The organism is Massilia sp. IC2-476, from assembly GCF_020707295.1.
Taxonomy (GTDB): Bacteria; Pseudomonadota; Gammaproteobacteria; order Burkholderiales; family Burkholderiaceae_D; genus Telluria.
On sequence record NZ_JAJFER010000010.1, the window covers coordinates 118,408 to 134,299 of the forward strand.

Annotated in this window: 13 protein-coding genes; 3 read left to right on the plus strand and 10 right to left on the minus strand. The window is 67.3% G+C overall.

The annotated features are described in order from the left end of the window. Positions 1–61: 61 nt before the first annotated feature. Positions 62–1,633 carry an FAD-dependent oxidoreductase gene (locus tag LK539_RS22445; protein WP_227803287.1) on the minus strand — a complete coding sequence of 524 codons (1,572 nt, stop codon included), beginning with the start codon at positions 1,631–1,633 and terminating at the stop codon, positions 62–64. A gap of 127 nt (positions 1,634–1,760) precedes the next feature. Next, entirely contained in the window at positions 1,761–4,739 is a 2,979-nt protein-coding gene (locus LK539_RS22450) for a TonB-dependent receptor (RefSeq protein ID WP_227803288.1), read from the minus strand. Positions 4,740–5,369: 630 nt separating this feature from the next. Here LK539_RS22450 and LK539_RS22455 point away from each other — a divergent pair. From LK539_RS22455 to LK539_RS22465, 3 genes are all read left to right on the plus strand, one after another. Next, on the plus strand, positions 5,370–6,293 hold the full coding sequence (locus LK539_RS22455; RefSeq protein ID WP_227803289.1) for a polysaccharide deacetylase family protein: 924 nt from the start codon (positions 5,370–5,372) through the stop codon (positions 6,291–6,293). A 14-nt stretch (positions 6,294–6,307) separates the two neighbouring features. Further along, positions 6,308–7,150, plus strand: a complete 843-nt coding sequence (locus LK539_RS22460) for a family 16 glycosylhydrolase (RefSeq protein ID WP_227803290.1) — start codon at positions 6,308–6,310, stop codon at positions 7,148–7,150. Positions 7,151–7,301: 151 nt separating this feature from the next. Beyond that, entirely contained in the window at positions 7,302–8,069 is a 768-nt protein-coding gene (locus LK539_RS22465; RefSeq protein WP_227803291.1) for a GIN domain-containing protein, read from the plus strand. A gap of 57 nt (positions 8,070–8,126) precedes the next feature. Here the strand turns inward: LK539_RS22465 and LK539_RS22470 are convergent, their stop codons facing one another. The 8 genes from LK539_RS22470 to LK539_RS22505 all read right to left on the minus strand — a co-directional run. Beyond that, positions 8,127–8,441, minus strand: coding sequence for a BON domain-containing protein (locus LK539_RS22470; RefSeq protein WP_227803292.1), 315 nt, complete (start codon positions 8,439–8,441; stop codon positions 8,127–8,129). A 92-nt stretch (positions 8,442–8,533) separates the two neighbouring features. After that, a complete protein-coding gene (locus LK539_RS22475; protein ID WP_227803293.1) occupies positions 8,534–9,616 on the minus strand; it encodes a LytR C-terminal domain-containing protein in 1,083 nt (360 codons plus the stop codon). Positions 9,617–9,633: 17 nt separating this feature from the next. Then, positions 9,634–10,572, minus strand: a complete 939-nt coding sequence (locus LK539_RS22480; protein WP_227803294.1) for a type II secretion system F family protein — start codon at positions 10,570–10,572, stop codon at positions 9,634–9,636. A gap of 7 nt (positions 10,573–10,579) precedes the next feature. Next, positions 10,580–11,557, minus strand: a complete 978-nt coding sequence (locus LK539_RS22485; protein WP_227803295.1) for a type II secretion system F family protein — start codon at positions 11,555–11,557, stop codon at positions 10,580–10,582. Positions 11,558–11,570: 13 nt separating this feature from the next. Next, positions 11,571–12,914, minus strand: a complete 1,344-nt coding sequence (locus LK539_RS22490) for a CpaF family protein (RefSeq protein WP_227803296.1) — start codon at positions 12,912–12,914, stop codon at positions 11,571–11,573. A 45-nt stretch (positions 12,915–12,959) separates the two neighbouring features. Further along, positions 12,960–14,135, minus strand: a complete 1,176-nt coding sequence (locus LK539_RS22495) for an AAA family ATPase (RefSeq protein ID WP_227803297.1) — start codon at positions 14,133–14,135, stop codon at positions 12,960–12,962. 48 nt (positions 14,136–14,183) lie between these two features. After that, positions 14,184–14,471: a hypothetical protein gene (locus LK539_RS22500; protein WP_227803298.1), complete on the minus strand. Its 288-nt coding sequence runs from the start codon at positions 14,469–14,471 to the stop codon at positions 14,184–14,186. 9 nt (positions 14,472–14,480) lie between these two features. Continuing rightward, the coding region (locus LK539_RS22505) for a type II and III secretion system protein family protein (RefSeq protein ID WP_227803299.1) at positions 14,481–15,892 on the minus strand (1,412 nt) is incomplete at its 5' end.

Sequence of the window (15,892 nt, forward strand, 5' to 3'; positions counted from 1 at the left end):
TTTCAGTTTTCGTTGGTATGGTGTTCGCGTCTTGCGTTCACGTGGTGCTGCTGTGGTGCTGCTATTTGGGCAAGCCATGGCGCACGATGTGCGCGATGAGCGTGCGGTTGTCCGGCAGCGCAGGCAGCATCCTGCGCGTCAGGTCGGCGGCCTGGCGGAAGAATCCGTCCGCCGTCTCGCCATCGCCCTCGCCGACGCGCTGGCGCCGGGCGAGGCCGGGTTCGGGGCAAAAGCCCATCCCGTACAAAATATACTGGTAACTCGCCGCCGGGAACACCTCCTGGATGCGATTGAAGTCGTAGTGCGAGGGCGGACGGTGGCGCCACAGCGACAGCATGCCGGCCAGGCGTTCCGGAATGGTCTCGCTGCGGCGGTTGTCGCGCCAGTAGCCGAATGGGTCCTGCGCGCCGTCGCGGCGGCTCAGGACGTAGTGCAGCTTGAGGAAGTCGATCACCCGCTCCCAGCGGTAAGTGAAGGTCTCGTTGAAGCGCCGGGCGCAGGCGTCCATCTGTTCTCGCGTGACGGGCATCTCGTCGGCCAGCATTTCGGCCGACAGTTCGACCATGGCCAGGGCGGATGCTTCCAGCGGCTCGATGAAGCCGGCGGACAGGCCGATGGCGACGCAGTTGCGGTGCCAGAAACGTTCGCGGTAACCGGGCTCGAAGGACAGCTTGCGCGGCGCCGGGATGTCGTCCGGGCCGCCGGTGGCGCGGATGTAGGCGCGCAGTGCGCGCTCCGCGTCCTCGTCGCTCGTGTGCGCGCTCGAATACACGTGGCCGATGCCGCGCCGGGTCGGCAGGCCGATGTCCCAGATCCAGCCGGCCCCCTGGGCGGTGGACGTGGTCTGCGAGGCGATCGGGTCGTTTTCATTCGCGTACGGCACCTGCACCGCCAGCGCGCGGTCGTTGAACAGGACGCCGCGCTGCGGCACGAAGGGCACGCCGTAGTGCTTCCCGAGCAGGAGCGACTGCATGCCGCTGCAGTCCACGAACAGGTCGCCCGCCAGCTCGCCATGCTCCCTGGTTTGCAGGGCGGCGATATCGCCATTCTCGTGTGAGCGGATGCCGGTGATGTGGTCCGGCACGAACTGCACGCCGAGGTTTTCCAGGCAGTGCTTTTTCAGGAACAGGCCGAATTTGCCGGCGTCGAGGTGGTAGCCGTAGTTGGCCACGGCCGCGAATTCGGGGGTCATTGCCTGCTTCGGTGCGCGCCCGTGCACGCACAGGTGCGGCTGGAAGGTGGTGAGATCGGCGAAGGGGACGGAGGAATGACGTTCCAGCCAGCGTCCTGCCAGGTCGGCGTCGCCCCAGCCCTGGGGCAGCACGAAGGGGTGGAAGTAGTAGTCGCCTTCCATGCCGGTGACCCAGCCGTTGAAGCGCGAGCCCTGCTTGAAGGCGGCGTCGCATTCGCGGAAGAAGGCGGTTTCGGACAGGCCGGCCGCGCGCAGGGTGTCGCGCATGGTGGGCCATGTGCCCTCGCCCACGCCGATGGTCGGCACGTCGGGCGATTCGACCAGGGTAATGCGCAGGCCGCCGTGAGCTTCCTGCTGGTAGCTCGACGCAAGGACGGCGGCGCTCAGCCAGCCGGCCGAGCCTCCGCCCACGATCACGACATGCCTGATGGTGGTATTCACCGTTCTATTCCAAAAACCTGACTCAACAAGTCTAACCCAAAAAAAACCGCAGCGGGCCGTGACGGAGTCCGCGGCCCGCTGCTTTTCTGCCGTCCGCCAGGGCTTGCACCCCGGCGGATGGCGTCGGTCAGAACTTGTAGCGGGCTGCCAGCATGTAGCGCGGACCGGACTGTTCCACGTACAGGGCCTGGCGCTCGTTACGGCCGTGCAGGCGGCGGATCTCGTCCGTCAGGTTGATGCCTTCGAACTGGATGCTCAGGTTCTTGTTGATGTTGTAGCCGATGCTCAGGTCAAGCTGGCCGTAGGCTTCGACATACTGCGGGTTCGGGCCGGCACCGTCGCGGGTCGCGGACAGGAACTTGTCACGCCAGTTGTAGGCCGCGCGCACATTCCACTTCTCGTTCTCGAAGATACCCACCAGGTTGGCCGAGTCGCTCAGGCCCACCATCGCAAACTGCTCGGCGGCGCTGGCATTGTCGTACTGCAGACCCGAATCGACCTTGGTGTAGTTGGCCTGGAAGCCGAAGCCCGAGTTGCCGAACATGTGCTGGACGTTGAACTCGAGGCCGCGCACGCGTGCTTCCTTCTGGTTCGAGTAGCTCGTGATCTGGAAGTTGGCGATCGGATCGTTCGGCTGGCCGGCGATGGAACCGGTGGCGTTGCCGTTGACGTCGTTCGGGCCGACGGTCACGCCCGGACGGCCGGCGAAGTTGCGGAAGATGTAGTTGCGGATGCAGGTCGTATCCGTACCGGCGCAACCGGCGCCGATCGCGGCATTCCAGTAGGCGCCGCCCACCGGCGTGCGCAGGCCAAAGGGCTGGGCGATGATCTGCGACTGGCCGGCGTAATTCTCCAGGTTCTTGCGGAAGTGGCCGATCGAGACGAAGCTCTGCTTGTTGTAATACCACTCCCAGGCCAGGTCGAAGTTCTTCGACTCGACCGGCAGCAGGCCCGGGTTGCCCTGGCTGCCGCGGCCGCCCTCGATACGGCCCTGGGTCTCGAGCACCTGGCCGCCGGTCAGCATGTCATAGCGCGCGCGGCCGATGGTTTCGCCATAGCTGAACCGAGCCTTCATGTCGGAACGCAGGTCGACGTCGACGTCGAAGCTCGGCAGCACGTGGCTGTACTTGCCGGTGAGCGTGGTGAAGGACGGCGCGCCGAAGCCCACCGCGAACTCGTTCTGCGACAGCCAGGTATAGGAGGTGGCGATCGGCACCAGCGCGGTCGAGGTGACGTCGGTCTTTTCGTAGCGCACACCGATCGAGGTGTGCACCGGCATCGCGAAGTCCCAGTCGGTGTTGAACTGCAGGTACAGGCTCTTCGACTTTTCGCGGGTGCGCTGGTCGGTGGTGTAGTCCTTGCGCGGCATGTACAGCTCCGGCTTGCCGGTCACGTTGGCGGCCAGCGCGCGCAGCGCGGCGAAGTCGAAGGTGTAGAAGGTGTTGAACAGGTTCGGATTCTCGTGGCCGTCGATGTTGTCGAAGTACTGGCGCAGGCTCTCCTGGTGGAACATGCTGGCCGGGTAGTCCGACGCCTTGGTCGCGCCGCCCCAGGTGTCGTCGCGCTGCTGTACCGAGAATGCCGAGCGGTTCTTGACGTCGGTCGTGGCCAGGCCGAACTTCAGCTCGGATGCTTCCAGCATCTTCCAGCTGCCGTGGGTCTGCACCTGGTTGATTTCGCTCTTGACGTAGCCGTTCTCGAACACCGAACCGGTCACCTGCTGCGGGGCGCGCTGGAAGTCGGCGCCCTGAATGCTCAGGACCGGCAGGTCTTTCGAGAAATCGACGCTGGTGGTGCCGCGGCTGAAGCTGGCGGTGCCCAGGGTGTTGGACGAGCCGAACGGGCTGTCCGGCAGCGATTCGGCGGTCGAGTGGTGCGCGTCGAGCTCGAGGCGGATATCGCTGTTGACGCGCCATGCCGCATTGAAGCCGAGCGAGTTGTTCTCGGTCTTGGTGGCGAAGTCGGCGCCGCCCATCGCGATGTCGCTGTTGGCCGGGTTGATGATCTCGGTGTACACCAGCGGCGCGGCAACCGGGCCGTTGGTCCAGGTGCTCGACGACGGGCCGAAGTTGAACCAGGCCGACAGGTCCTGGCGGCGGGTCTGGATCTTGTTTTCCGAATAGGTGTAGTCGAGGGTCGTGGTCAGGGCCTTGCTCGGCGCGTACTGCAGGGTCAGCTGGCCATTGGTGCGCTGGCGCTGGATGCCGTTCATGGCGTAGTTCATGTTCTGCGGCACCTGGTAAATATCACCCGGCTTCGGACGGTTGGTGATGTTTTCCGAACCCGGGGTGCCCGGCTGGGGGATGGTGCCCCAGTTGTTCTCGTCGCCGCGGAACGGACCCTTCCAGCCGTTGCCGACCGAGGCCACGTTGTAGCCCAGGTTGCGTTCCTGGTAGCTGGCCGACAGGGCGATACCGAAGCGGCCGTCGGCCGAGGTGTTGCTGTAGAGGCCGGACAGTTCCGGGGTGATCTTGCCGCCGCGCGAGACGTCGCCCGGCAGGTTCTCGGCCGATGCATCGTGCACGCCCTTGATGCCGACGGTGGCCTGCAGGCCCGGACGCGACAGCGGACGCGCGGTGATCACGTTGATGGTGGCGCCGATACCGCCGGTCGGGGTTTCGGCACGCGCCGACTTGTAGACCTGCAGCTGGGAGATGCCTTCGGACGCGATGTTGGCGAAGTCGTAGGCGCGGCCCGGACGGTCGTTCAGGCTCGAGGTCGGCATCTGGCGGCCGTTCAGCAGCACCAGGTTGAAGTCGGGGCCGACGCCGCGCACGGTGACTTTCGAGCCTTCGCCGATGCTGCGGTCGATCGAGACGCCGCTGATGCGCTGCAGCGATTCGGCCAGGTTGGTATCCGGGAACTTGCCGATGTCTTCGGCCACGATGCCGTCGACGAAGCCCTGCGCGTTGCGCTTGAGGTTCATCGACGATTCCAGGCTGGCGCGCAGACCGCTCACGACGACGGTCTGGACGGCCGGCGAGGATGGGCTGGTCGCTTCCTGTGCGGCCTGGTCGGTGGTCGCCGCGGCGCCCGGGGTCGAAGCGACTTCCTGGGCGTGGGCCGGCATGAACGCCGCGCATGCGCTGGCTACTGCCAGGCTCATCAATGTCTGTTTAGCCTTGGGGTAATACATGGTGCTCTCCTGTTTTTTTAAATATGACCGTCACCCAATCCAACGGTGTCTCCACTACCTGTGCCGGCTGAACCCAGGCTGCACGCTGCCGGCGCTGCTGCTGTCGTTTGCTGCTGTTTGCGCTGCTCCCGCTGCCTCAATGCGCCTGCGCACCTCCCCGCCGCGGGGCCGGCCGGCGCCGGCCAGTGCGCGACGCAGCCCGGCCGCAGGCGACGCAGCGAGGACATGCGGCCGGTGCCGATGTCCTCGCTGCCAGGGTGCGGGTAAAAGCTTGCGCGTCGCGCTCGTTCATCTGTAATCGCTCAGGCTCGCATCTCGCGATGCTTCGTTTTCAAGCAATCCATCCGATGCATGGAAACGTTTCCACGTCAGTTGTTTGAATATTAGGGTTAGCAAAAAAAATTGTCAACGGAATATTCCATACAGGTATGAATCGAAATGCGGCGAATTTGCAACACCTCTGGTGTGCCAGAGGAGAAACCGGCAGTTACCGCGCCTGCAGAGCAGACCGGAACGCGATTGACACTCAAAAATTCCGGGTGCTATAGTCGGGTTGACATTCTGGTAACGTTTCCAAATTGCGGGGCAAAAGGGGGGCGGATGGCGCGGGCGAAAGAGGCAGGTCCGAAGGACCACGGCGGGGTGCGGGCACGCGGCGCGCGTGTCGGGAGACGAGGCTGGCTGGCGCTCGCGCTGGCCCTTGGACTGCATGCGGCCCTGCCCCCTGGCGCGGCTGCGGCCGGCGCTGCGGAGTCAGCGTCCGCGCCGGCGCCGGCCTTCGCCTGGCCCCAGGGTGCGCGCGCCGCGGTCAGCCTGGCCTACGACGACGCCCTCGATTCGCAGCTCGACCATGCCATCCCCGCCCTCGACCGGCACGGCCTGCGGGGCAGCTTCTACCTGCAGCTGTCGAGTCCATCGGTGGCGCGGCGCATGGAAGACTGGCGTGCGGCGGCCCGGCGCGGGCACGAGCTCGGCAACCACAGCCTGTTCCACCAGTGCTCGCGCAAGGAGGCCGGACGCGACTGGGTGGCGGCGCACCGCAACCTCGACACCACCAGCGTGGAACAGATGCGCGACCAGGTCCTGCTGGCCAACACCATGCTGGCGGCGCTCGACGGCCGCCAGGAGCGTACCTACACGGTGCCCTGCGGCGACACCGTGGCCGCTGGAGGCGACTACCTGGGCGCGGTGCGCGACGCGTTTGTCGCCATCAAGGTCACCGGCGGCAACGGCGTCATCGATGCGATGCACAGCCTCGATCCGCTCGCGGTGCCGGTGGCGGCGCCCAGCGGTACCAGCGGCGCGGAACTGATCGCCATCGTCAAGCGGGCGATCGAACGCGGGACCATGGTCAACTTCACCTTCCACGGCATCGGCGGCGACTACCTCAGCGTGTCCGCCCAGGCCCACGAGGAATTGCTGCGCTTCCTGGCGGCGAACCGCCGGCTGGTCTGGACCGACAGCTTCATCACCATCATGAAACACGTCCGGCAGCAGCAGGCGGGCAAACCCGCGACGCCGTGACCACAAGGAGACCCATGAAACCGATCCGCTTCTTGCCGGCCCTGCTGGCTCCAATCCTGTCGCTGCTGGCGCTGGCCGGCTGTGCCACCTCCCCCGCTTCTGCTCCGCCCACGGCGGCGGGCAGCGCTCCCCCCGGCTGGACCCTGGCCTGGAGCGACGAATTCGAGGGCACGGAACTCGACCGCAAGAAATGGGTTGCTGAAACCGGCGGCAATGGCTGGGGCAACCAGGAGCTGCAGTTCTACACCGGCCGGCCGGAAAACGTGCGCGTGTCCGGCGGGATGCTGGTCATCGAAGCGCGCCGCGAGCGCTATGGCGAGCGCGACTACACCTCGGCACGCCTCAAGACGGCCGGCCTGATGGAGCAGATGCATGGGCGCTTCGAGGCGCGCATCAAGGTGCCGAAGGGCCAGGGCATCTGGCCGGCATTCTGGATGCTGGGGGCGGACATCGGGCAGGTCGGCTGGCCGCGCAGCGGCGAGATCGATATCATGGAAATCATCGGCAAGGAGCCGAGCAATCTGTATGGCACCCTGCACGGCCCCGGTTATTCGGGCGACAAGGCCTTCAGCAAGTCGACCTCATTGACGAGCGGAATCTTTGCCGACAACTTCCACGTGTTCGCGGTGGAATGGGAGCGCGGCGAAATCCGCTGGTACCGCGACGGCATCCTGTTCCACACGGCGCGCCCCGACATGGTGAAGGGCGACTGGGTGTTCGAGCATCCCTTCTTCGTGCTGCTGAACCTGGCCGTCGGCGGTCTGTGGCCCGGCAATCCGGACAGCACGACGGTCCTGCCCCAGCAGATGCTGGTGGACTATGTACGCGTGTACAAACGCATGCCGTCTGCAGGCTAGTGCGGCAAGGGCGAGACCCGCGCGCGCCCGGCTCCGCCAGTCGGGCTTTTCTGCAGTCCAGAGCGCGGTTTGCGCAGTTCATCGCAATCGCCTCCGGTAGGTAGCGGCTCTTCTCTATAGTGGTTCCATCGCCACCTACCGGAGAACAAGCATGAAAAAACTGTTGAGGACCGCTGCCGTCGCGGCCACGCTCGCACTGGTTGCCAGCCCATCGTTTGCCGATGAGCTCGTTCGCGAAAACCGCAGCGTCGACGCAAAGGTCACCAAGGTCAGGCTCGATGGCGTCGTCGACCTGGTAGTGCGCCAGGGCAACACGCCTTCGCTCGTGGTCTCGGGCGACCGCCGCTACGTGCAAAAGATCACCACTTCCCAGCGCGGCGACACGCTGGAGATCGGTACCGAATCCTTCAACATCCGCAACGGCGACATGCACGAGAAGCTGCGCGCCGAGCTGACCGTGCCCAATCTTGCCGAATTCACCTCGCAGGGCGTGGGCGCCTCGACCGTCACCGGCTTCTCGGGCAATTCGATCCAGGTCGCCCTCGATGGCGCCGGCTCGGTCACGCTGAACAGCAGCTACCGCAACATCGATGCGCGCCTGGGCGGCGTCGGCGGCATGGCCCTGAATGGCGTACGGGCCGAACGCGTGGACCTGAACCTGCGCGGTGCCGGCCGCATCAGCGTCAACGGAGAAAGCAAGCTGCTGCGCGCCAAGCTGGCCGGCGTCGGCAGCCTGGAAGCCCAGGGCCTGCGTGCCGAGTCGATCGACCTGGACATGAGCGGACTTGGCGGCGCCACGGTGCACGCCACCCGCGCGGCTGACGTCGACCTGAACGGCATGGGCTCGGCCACCGTGTATGGCAAGCCGGTCACCCGCAATGTCAGCGCCAACGGCATGGGCAGGGTCGCCTGGAGATAAACTGCCAGGCAACGCCCGAGGACAATGCCGCCACGGGCTTGCGCCCCAGGGGCGGCCTCACTGCTTCACCGACATGCTGTTGCGCACTTCCTTCACCCCGGGCACCTCGCGGGCCAACCTGGCTGCACGCGCGGCGCTGTCCGGCGAATCGACGAAGCCGCTGAGCTGGACCGTTCCCTTGTAGGTTTCCACCTGGACCTGGGTGGCCTTGACTTCCGGGTCGGCCGCGAAGGCCGCCTTGACGCGCGTGGTGATGGCGGCATCGTCGATGACCTGGCCGGTGCCGCGGTGGACGCCCGAAGGCGCGCAGGCGCTGAGGATCGCCAGCACCAGGCCGAGCAGGATCAGGTGGATGCGATAGGAGAGGTTCATGGGAGGCTCCCGAGAGAAGGCAGACCAGCCCATTCTCCCGGGAGCCTTTGTTCAAGGCTTGATGCCGGCCAAACGTGCAAACGGACCTTTTTTCAGTCCGGGTTGTTCGCCGCCAGCACCGGGGCATCGGCCGCCGGCAGCGCCGGCTTGAGCGTGAAGCCGCGCTGCGCGATGTCGCGCCCGAGCACCACGCGCAGCCTGGCCGGCGCGCAGCTGGCCACTTCCTGCAGCTGGACCGAGCCGAAACGCCCGGCCAGGCGTTCGGCCGCTTCGCGGTAGGCGGCCTCGAATTCGATCCGGGTGTGGCGCACGCCGAAGCCGGGCTGGTTCGACAAGCGCATCACCTTCCACTCCCTGACGCCGACCTGGCGCGCCAGCATGCGCGCCATGCCCGTCACCCCGTTGCCGTTGCGCAGTTCGACCAGCACAGAGGCCGGCGCGGCGCCCGGCGCCGCCGGGGCAGGTGCCGGCGCGGATGGGCCTGCCGGCGCCGGGCCGCGCCGCAATTCGAGCATGCCGTCGGCTCCGGCATGCAGCTGCACCTGGCTCCAGCCGGGTTCCGCGCCCACCGGCGCCTTGAGCGCGCGGTCGATCGCGGCGACCGCGGTCTGGCCGCCGGCGGCGGCATAGTCGGCCCGCACGTCATGCCTGCGCAGCGCCTCCGCCTGGCTCAGCATCTGCTGCGCGCGCCCCTCCTGTCCCAGCATGCGCAGGGTTTCGCCCAGCAGTTGCCAGGAACGGGGGCTGAGCGGATCGAGCAGGCAGGCCTTTTCCAGAGCCACCAGGGCCTGGCCGTAGTCCTCGCTGAGGAAATAGGCATGCCCGAGGTTGCTGAACAGGTAGGCCTTGCCGGGACCGGAAGCGAGCGTCAGCGATTCGGTCAGCCCACGCCAGAGTGCGATCGCGGCGCCGAACTGGCGCTGTTCCGCGTACAGGGTGGCCAAGCCGTTGCGGGCGTTCACGTGGCCGGGCGCCGCCTGCAGGGCCAGCTCATAGGCGGCGCGCGCTTCGTCGTAGCGGCGCGCCAGGTGGTGGTTGCGGCCGGCGAAGTAGGCGTCGTCCGCGCTCGGCATCGCGGCCTCGAAGGTGGCGTGCCCGCCGATCGGGGCGCAGGCCAGCAGGCCGGCGCCGGCGCACAGCAGCGCCAGGCGGGTGAACAGGGTCGTGGTTCGCATGACAGGCTGCATCGGCTTCATTGCATGCCGGGCAGGTTGGGCAGGGTCTGCATCAGCTGGATGGCCGCGGGGCCGAGCAGCACCATCATCAGCGTCGGGAAAATGCAGAAGATCAGGGGGAACAGCAGTTTCAGTCCGATCTTGGCGGCGCATTCCTCGGCCATCATGCGCCGCTTGTAGCGCAGGTTTTCGGAATGCACGCGCAGGGAATCGCCCACGCTGGTGCCGAAGCGCTCGGACTGGATCAGCATCGCCACCAGGGTGTCCACGTCCTCGACACCGGAACGCAGCGCGAAGTTACGCAGCGCTTTTTCCTTGGTAAAGCCGGCGCGCATCTCCATCAGCACGATCTGCAGTTCCTGCGCCAGCGCCAGGCTCTTGATATGGATTTCGGCGGCCACCTTGACCATCGCGCGCTCCAGGCTCAGGCCCGCTTCGACGCACACCGTCAGCAGGTCGAGCGCATCGGGGATGGTCTCGAAGATCTCGCGCCGGCGCCGCTGCACGAGGCGCTCGAGGACGATGTTCGGCAGGTAGTAGCCGAACGCCGCCGTGAACAGCAGCAGCGCCATCAGGCGGGTGCCGCCGAGCGCGGCGGGATAGACCAGGGACACCGGCGCCACCAGCGCGGGTAGCAGCAGCGCCAGCCCGGTCTTCGATGCGAAGTAGAGCGTGGGGGCGGACGGGTTGCGCCAGCCGGCGTTCATGAAGCGGGTGCGCAGGTTCGACTTTTCCCAGCCCTCTTCGGGAACCGAGAGTTTGCTCAGGGGCTTGGCGATGGCCGCGACGCGCTCGGTCCAGCCGCCGGCCTCGAGCTGGCTCGGTTCGGCGCTGCCGAGGAAGTGGCGCAGGCGGCCGCGCAGCGCCAGCGGTGCGAACAGCGCCAGGCCGAGCCCCGCGATGGCGAAGACGACGCACAGGACGACGAGCAGGAACAGGAGTTGGGAAGAAGTCATGATGGCCTCAGATCCGGATACGAATGATCTTGCGCAGCCAGACGAAGCCGAACACCAGCATGGCGGCCGCGTACCACAGCATGCGCACGCCGAGCGGGTCGTTCCAGAGCAGGCTGAGGTACTGCGGGTTCGTCAGCAGCATCATGCCGGCCACGGCGAACGGCAGCAGCCCGAGGATCCAGGCCGACATCCGTCCTTCCGCCGACAGCACGCGCACGTGCGCGACCAGCTTCAGGCGCGCGCGGATGATCTGGCTGATGTTGCCCAGGATTTCGGCCAGGTTGCCGCCGGAGTCGCGCTGGATCAGCACCGCGATGATCAGGTAGCGCAGGTCGGTCAGCGGGATGCGCGCGGCCATCGCATGCAGGGCCTCGTTGATCGGCACGCCGTAGTTGATCTCCTCGCGGGCGATGCGGAATTCGCCGCTGAGCGGCTCCGGCAGCTCGTTGCCGACGATCTGCAGCACATTGCTGAACGAATGGCCGGCGCGCAGGGCGCGCGCGATGAAGTCGGCGGCCTCGGGAAGCTGGCGTTCGATGCGGATCAGGCGGCGCGTGCGCGCCCGCCGCACCAGCATCCACGGGGCCGCCAGTCCGAGAACGGCCAGCAGCGCCCGCGCCGCCAGCGGCAGCGGCCAGGACAGCGCCAGCAGCGAGACCGCCGCCATGCAGCCGACCGACCAGGCCAGGAATTGCGCCACCGAGATCGCGACCCCGGCCTGCACCAGCAGCGCATCGATCCGGTTCGCCAGTCCCAGCCGGTGCAGCAGCCGGTCGAACACCGCGTTGCGGCTGTAGGGCCGCTGCTTGAGGATCGAGATCCGTTCGCCGCTGCGCCCGGGCGAACCGGACATGGTCTGCAGGCGCCGCGCCACCCGCCGCGCCGCCTTGCCGTGGGTTCCCACCCACCACAGATAGGTGCCCTCGATCGCGAGGATCACCGCCGCAAACAGAAACACCACAAAAGCGTAGAACAGTGCGTCCATGCTCCCTCCTGTCCTAGAAGACCCGGTCGGGATCGAAGGTGTCTTCGGGCACCGGCACGCCATACATCTTCAGGCGGTCGGCAAAGCGCGGGCGCACCCCGGTGGCGCTGAAGCGGCCCTGCACCTTGCCGTCGGTATCGACGCCGCTCTGCTCGAAGCGGAAGATCTCCTGCATTGAGATGACGTCGCCCTCCATGCCGGTGATTTCCTGCAGGCTGACCAGCTTGCGGGTGCCGTCGGTCAGGCGCGTGGCCTGCACCACCACCGTCACCGCCGACACGATCTGCTGGCGGATCGCGCGCGCGGTCAGGCTCACGCCGGCCATGCTGACCATGTTCTCCAGCCGCGCCAGCGCATCGCGCGGGGTGTTCGAGTGGATCGTCGCGAGCGAGCCTTCGTGGCCGGTGTTCATCGCCTGCAGCATGTCGAGCGCTTCGGCGCCGCGCACCTCGCCCAGGATGATGCGGTCGGGGCGCATGCGCAGCGCATTGCGCACCAGGGCGCGCTGGGTCACCTCGCCCTTGCCTTCGATGTTGGGCGGCCGGGTCTCGAGGCGCACCACGTGCGGCTGGCGCAGCTGCAGCTCGGCGGCGTCCTCGATCGTCACCACCCGCTCGTTGGACGGGATGAAGCCGGAAATCAGGTTGAGCAGCGTGGTCTTGCCGCTGCCGGTGCCGCCGGAAATCAGGATGTTGACCTTGGCCACGCCCAGGCTTTCCAGCACCCGCACCATGGGCGGCGTCAGGCTCTTGTAGTCGAGCAGGTTCTGCACCGTCAGCGGGCTGGTGCCGAAGCGCCGGATCGACAGCAGCGGCCCGTCCACCGCCAGCGGCGGGATGATCGCATTCACGCGCGAGCCGTCCGGCAGGCGCGCGTCGACCATCGGGCTCGACTCGTCCACGCGGCGGCCCACGCGCGAGACGATCTTCTCGATGATCTTCATCAGGTGGGCATTGTCGTGGAAGGTGATGTCGGTGAGCTCGAGCTTGCCGCGCCGTTCGACGTAGACCTTGCTGGCGGTGTTGACCAGGATGTCGGATACGCTCGGGTCGTTCAGCAGCGGCTCGAGCGGGCCGAAGCCGAGCATCTCGTGCTGGATGTCGAGCACCAGGTGGTGGCGCTCGTGCTGGTTCAGGACGATACGCTCTTCTTCGATGATGCGCTGGATCAGCAGCGCCAGTTCGTGCTTGAACTGCTCCGCGGTGAGGCGTTTCAGGCGCTCCAGGTCGATGCGGTCCAGGATCATCTGGTGCATCAGTTTCTTCAGTTCCTGGTAGGCCTGGTTGCCGGCTTCGACCGGCAGCACGCTCGATTCGCGCTCCTGGCCGGAGCTGACAAGGCGTTCGCGTAGTGACATGGTTGGCTCCCGCTAGTGCATTCGATCGTGTGGTTGGCCGCCGGCTCAGGCCTCGGATTCGCCGCGTCCGAACAGGCGGTCGAGCAGTCCCCTGCTCTCCTGGACGCGGCGGGTGGTCACCAGTTCGACCATGTCGGCCAGGCTGCGCGCGGCCGCGCTCGAGCGCGACAGCTGCAGCACCGGCACGCCCTGGTTGACCGAGTCGGTGACGGCGACATAATCATTGGGGAAGGTATGCATCACCTCGCAGCCGAGCGCCGCATGCAGGTCCTGCAGGCGCAGCTTGCCGCCCTTCTCGTAGCGGTTCACGATCAGGCGGATGTGGTCGAGCACGTAGCCGAGCGAGCGGAAGATGTCGAGCAGACGGCGCGCGTCGCGGATGTCGGGCAAGGCCAGCTGCAGCACCGGGTAGATGGTGTCGGTGATGTCCAGCGCACGCAGCGACACCGCGTCGATCTGGCGGCCGACGTCGAGCAGCACGTAGTCGTAGTGCTGGCGCGCGACACGCAGGATGGTGTCGATGTGCTCCGGCTTGGCCTCCCTGGCGTGGCCGGCGTCGTCGGCCGCCGCCAGCACCCCGAAACCCGGGGTGACGTGCACCAGGCAGGATTCGAGAAAGGGGCCGTCCACGCGCGAGATCTGGGCGCAGACGTCGGACAGGGTCATGGTCGGCTTCTGGTCGGACACGTACAGCGCCGCGTCGCCGAACTGCCCGTGCAGGTCGATCAAGAGGACCTTCTTGGCGGCCAGCGTCGCCAGCGCATAGCCGAAGTTGGTCGAGATGAAGGTGGCCCCGCTGCCGCCCTTGCAGGCGATGAAGGCCAGGATCTTCCCGTCGCGCATGCCCGACACCCCGGCCGCGGCCGAGATCCGGTCCATCGACTCGTGGAAGGCCCGGTGCACCAGCGGCAGCTGCAGCACTTCGCGCACCCCGGCGCGCATGGCGTGGATCAGGAGATCCGGCTGGTGCTGGTCGGTCAGCAGCATCAGGTGGGCTTCGGGATACTGGCGCCCGAGGCGCTCGAGCAGCGCCACCTCGGAAGGACCGGTGTCGGTGGCGTCGACGATGACCAGTTGCGGACTGTCGGATTCCGGCCGGTCGAGCGCTTCGCGCAGGCTGGCGCGGACGGCGCCAAGGTTCAGCGGCGGGACGCGCGCAGCGCCCTGCGACGCGATTTCCGCGTAGAGCTGGCTGTCACGGCTGATGAGTAGCGCTTTCATGGGCGAGCCTCGTGGGGACTCCGACGGTTCGGAAGGACAGCGGCGCGTTCAGCGCGCGCTGCTGGAGCTGATGATGAGTGCCGGCGGCGCGCTTTCCGGCTGTGCGAAACTCTGCTGGTAGCGGTCGTGCGCACCCTTCGCCGCGCGGCCGTCGATACCGGTGGCCGGATTCCTGTTGGCCGCGGCGGCGGGGTCGAGCACTTGGGCGGCCAGGTTGTCACGCGTAGCGGACCCGAACTGCCGGTCCCACTGCGGGGTCGTCTGCGCGCAGCCCTGCAGCCCGGCGCCAAGGGAGGCCAGCGCGAGCGCCAGCGACATCAAGCGGATCGTCTTCACGGTAGTCTCCTATTTGAGTTCGAAGCCGGCGCTGGTCTGCGCGACGGGCGCCGCCGGCTGCGGGGTGGACGCCGCCGCGGTGGTGGCGGCGGGCGCCGTCCCTTCGAGCCGGCCGCCGAGCAGCATCTCGGCGCGCGTGGGGACACCCATCTTGTCGGTCGGCAGCGAGTAGCCGGCACCCGGGATCGGCTTGACCAGGCGCGCCGTGATCACGAACACCAGTTCGGTGCGGTCCTGCTGGTAATCGGTGCTGCGGAACAGCGCGCCCAGGATCGGCACTTCGCCCAGCATCGGCAGGCCTTCCAGGTTGGCCACCAGGTTGTTCCTGACCAGTCCCCCGATGGCGAAGCTCTGGCCGTCGTACAGCTGCACGGTGGTGCTGGCGCGGCGCGTGGTCACGACCGGCAGGATGGCGCTGCCGGTGAGGCCGCCGGCCGAGATGCCGATCCCTTCGCGCGACAGCTCCGACACCTCGGGCGCCACTTTCAGGTTGATGCGCCCGCCCGCCAGCACGGTCGGGGTGAAGCGCAGGCCGACGCCGAATTCCTTTTCCTCGAGCGTGATCTTCCTGTCGTCCTGGGCCACCGGGATGTAGAACTTGCCGCCCGCCAGGAAGGTGCCTTCCTGGCCGCTGATCGCCAGCACGTTCGGCTCGGCCAGCACGCGCACCACGCTGTCCTGCTTGTTGGCGTCGCCCACCAGCCGCCCGCCCCTGGTCGACAGCGTCTCCTCGCCCGGCAGCGTGCGGCCGCTCAGGAAGTTCGACACCAGCGTGGTGGTCCAGCTGCCGCCGCCGAAGCTGAAGCGGGTCTTCGCCTCCAAGCGTTCGAGCAGGGTCTTGGACACCTCGGCGATCTTGACTTCGAGCTGCACCTGCTGCGGCGCGCTCACGCTCAGCAGGTTGATCACGCGGGCGGTGGCGGCCGAGGCTCCGCCGCCGGCATTGCCGCCGGGAGCGAGCACTCCGTCGTTGTCCTTGCCTCCGGCCGCCGTCAGCTGGCGCAGCGGGCGCTGCACGTAGGCGCCGGCCAGTTCCACGGCGCGGGCGATCACCGCGCTGTCGCTGACGCTACCGCTCAGCACCAGCGAATCGGCGGCGGCGGACACCCGGATGTTCTTCTCGTCGGGCATGACGGCGGCCAGGGTAGCCTGCAGCCCGGCCGGATCCATCGCGACGACGATGTCGATCACGCTGCACAGGCCGCTCCTGCCCTGCACGATCATGTTGGTGCTGCCGACGTCGATGCCGGCGATGTAGAGCGTGTCCGGCGCCACCAGCATCGCCTGCACGATGTCGGGATTGCCGACGCTGCGGTGGGCGACCTTCTCGGGCAGGCGCAGCATGGTCGATTTACCCAGGTTGAGCGTCATGGCGGCGGGACGCGCCGCCTCGCCGCTGCAGCCGGCGGCGACCTGGGAGC

What these genes read in the sequence shown, in the direction of transcription:
- LK539_RS22480 (WP_227803294.1), bottom strand. Translation starts at nt 10,572, where the DNA reads ATGACTTCTTCCCAACTCCTGTTCCTGCTCGTCGTCCTGTGCGTCGTC.
- LK539_RS22455 (WP_227803289.1), top strand. Translation starts at nt 5,370, where the DNA reads ATGGCGCGGGCGAAAGAGGCAGGTCCGAAGGACCACGGCGGGGTGCGG.
- LK539_RS22495 (WP_227803297.1), bottom strand. Translation starts at nt 14,135, where the DNA reads ATGAAAGCGCTACTCATCAGCCGTGACAGCCAGCTCTACGCGGAAATC.
- LK539_RS22460 (WP_227803290.1), top strand. Translation starts at nt 6,308, where the DNA reads ATGAAACCGATCCGCTTCTTGCCGGCCCTGCTGGCTCCAATCCTGTCG.
- LK539_RS22450 (WP_227803288.1), bottom strand. Translation starts at nt 4,739, where the DNA reads ATGAGCCTGGCAGTAGCCAGCGCATGCGCGGCGTTCATGCCGGCCCAC.
- LK539_RS22470 (WP_227803292.1), bottom strand. Translation starts at nt 8,441, where the DNA reads ATGAACCTCTCCTATCGCATCCACCTGATCCTGCTCGGCCTGGTGCTG.
- LK539_RS22475 (WP_227803293.1), bottom strand. Translation starts at nt 9,616, where the DNA reads ATGCGAACCACGACCCTGTTCACCCGCCTGGCGCTGCTGTGCGCCGGC.
- LK539_RS22490 (WP_227803296.1), bottom strand. Translation starts at nt 12,914, where the DNA reads ATGTCACTACGCGAACGCCTTGTCAGCTCCGGCCAGGAGCGCGAATCG.
- LK539_RS22485 (WP_227803295.1), bottom strand. Translation starts at nt 11,557, where the DNA reads ATGGACGCACTGTTCTACGCTTTTGTGGTGTTTCTGTTTGCGGCGGTG.
- LK539_RS22465 (WP_227803291.1), top strand. Translation starts at nt 7,302, where the DNA reads ATGAAAAAACTGTTGAGGACCGCTGCCGTCGCGGCCACGCTCGCACTG.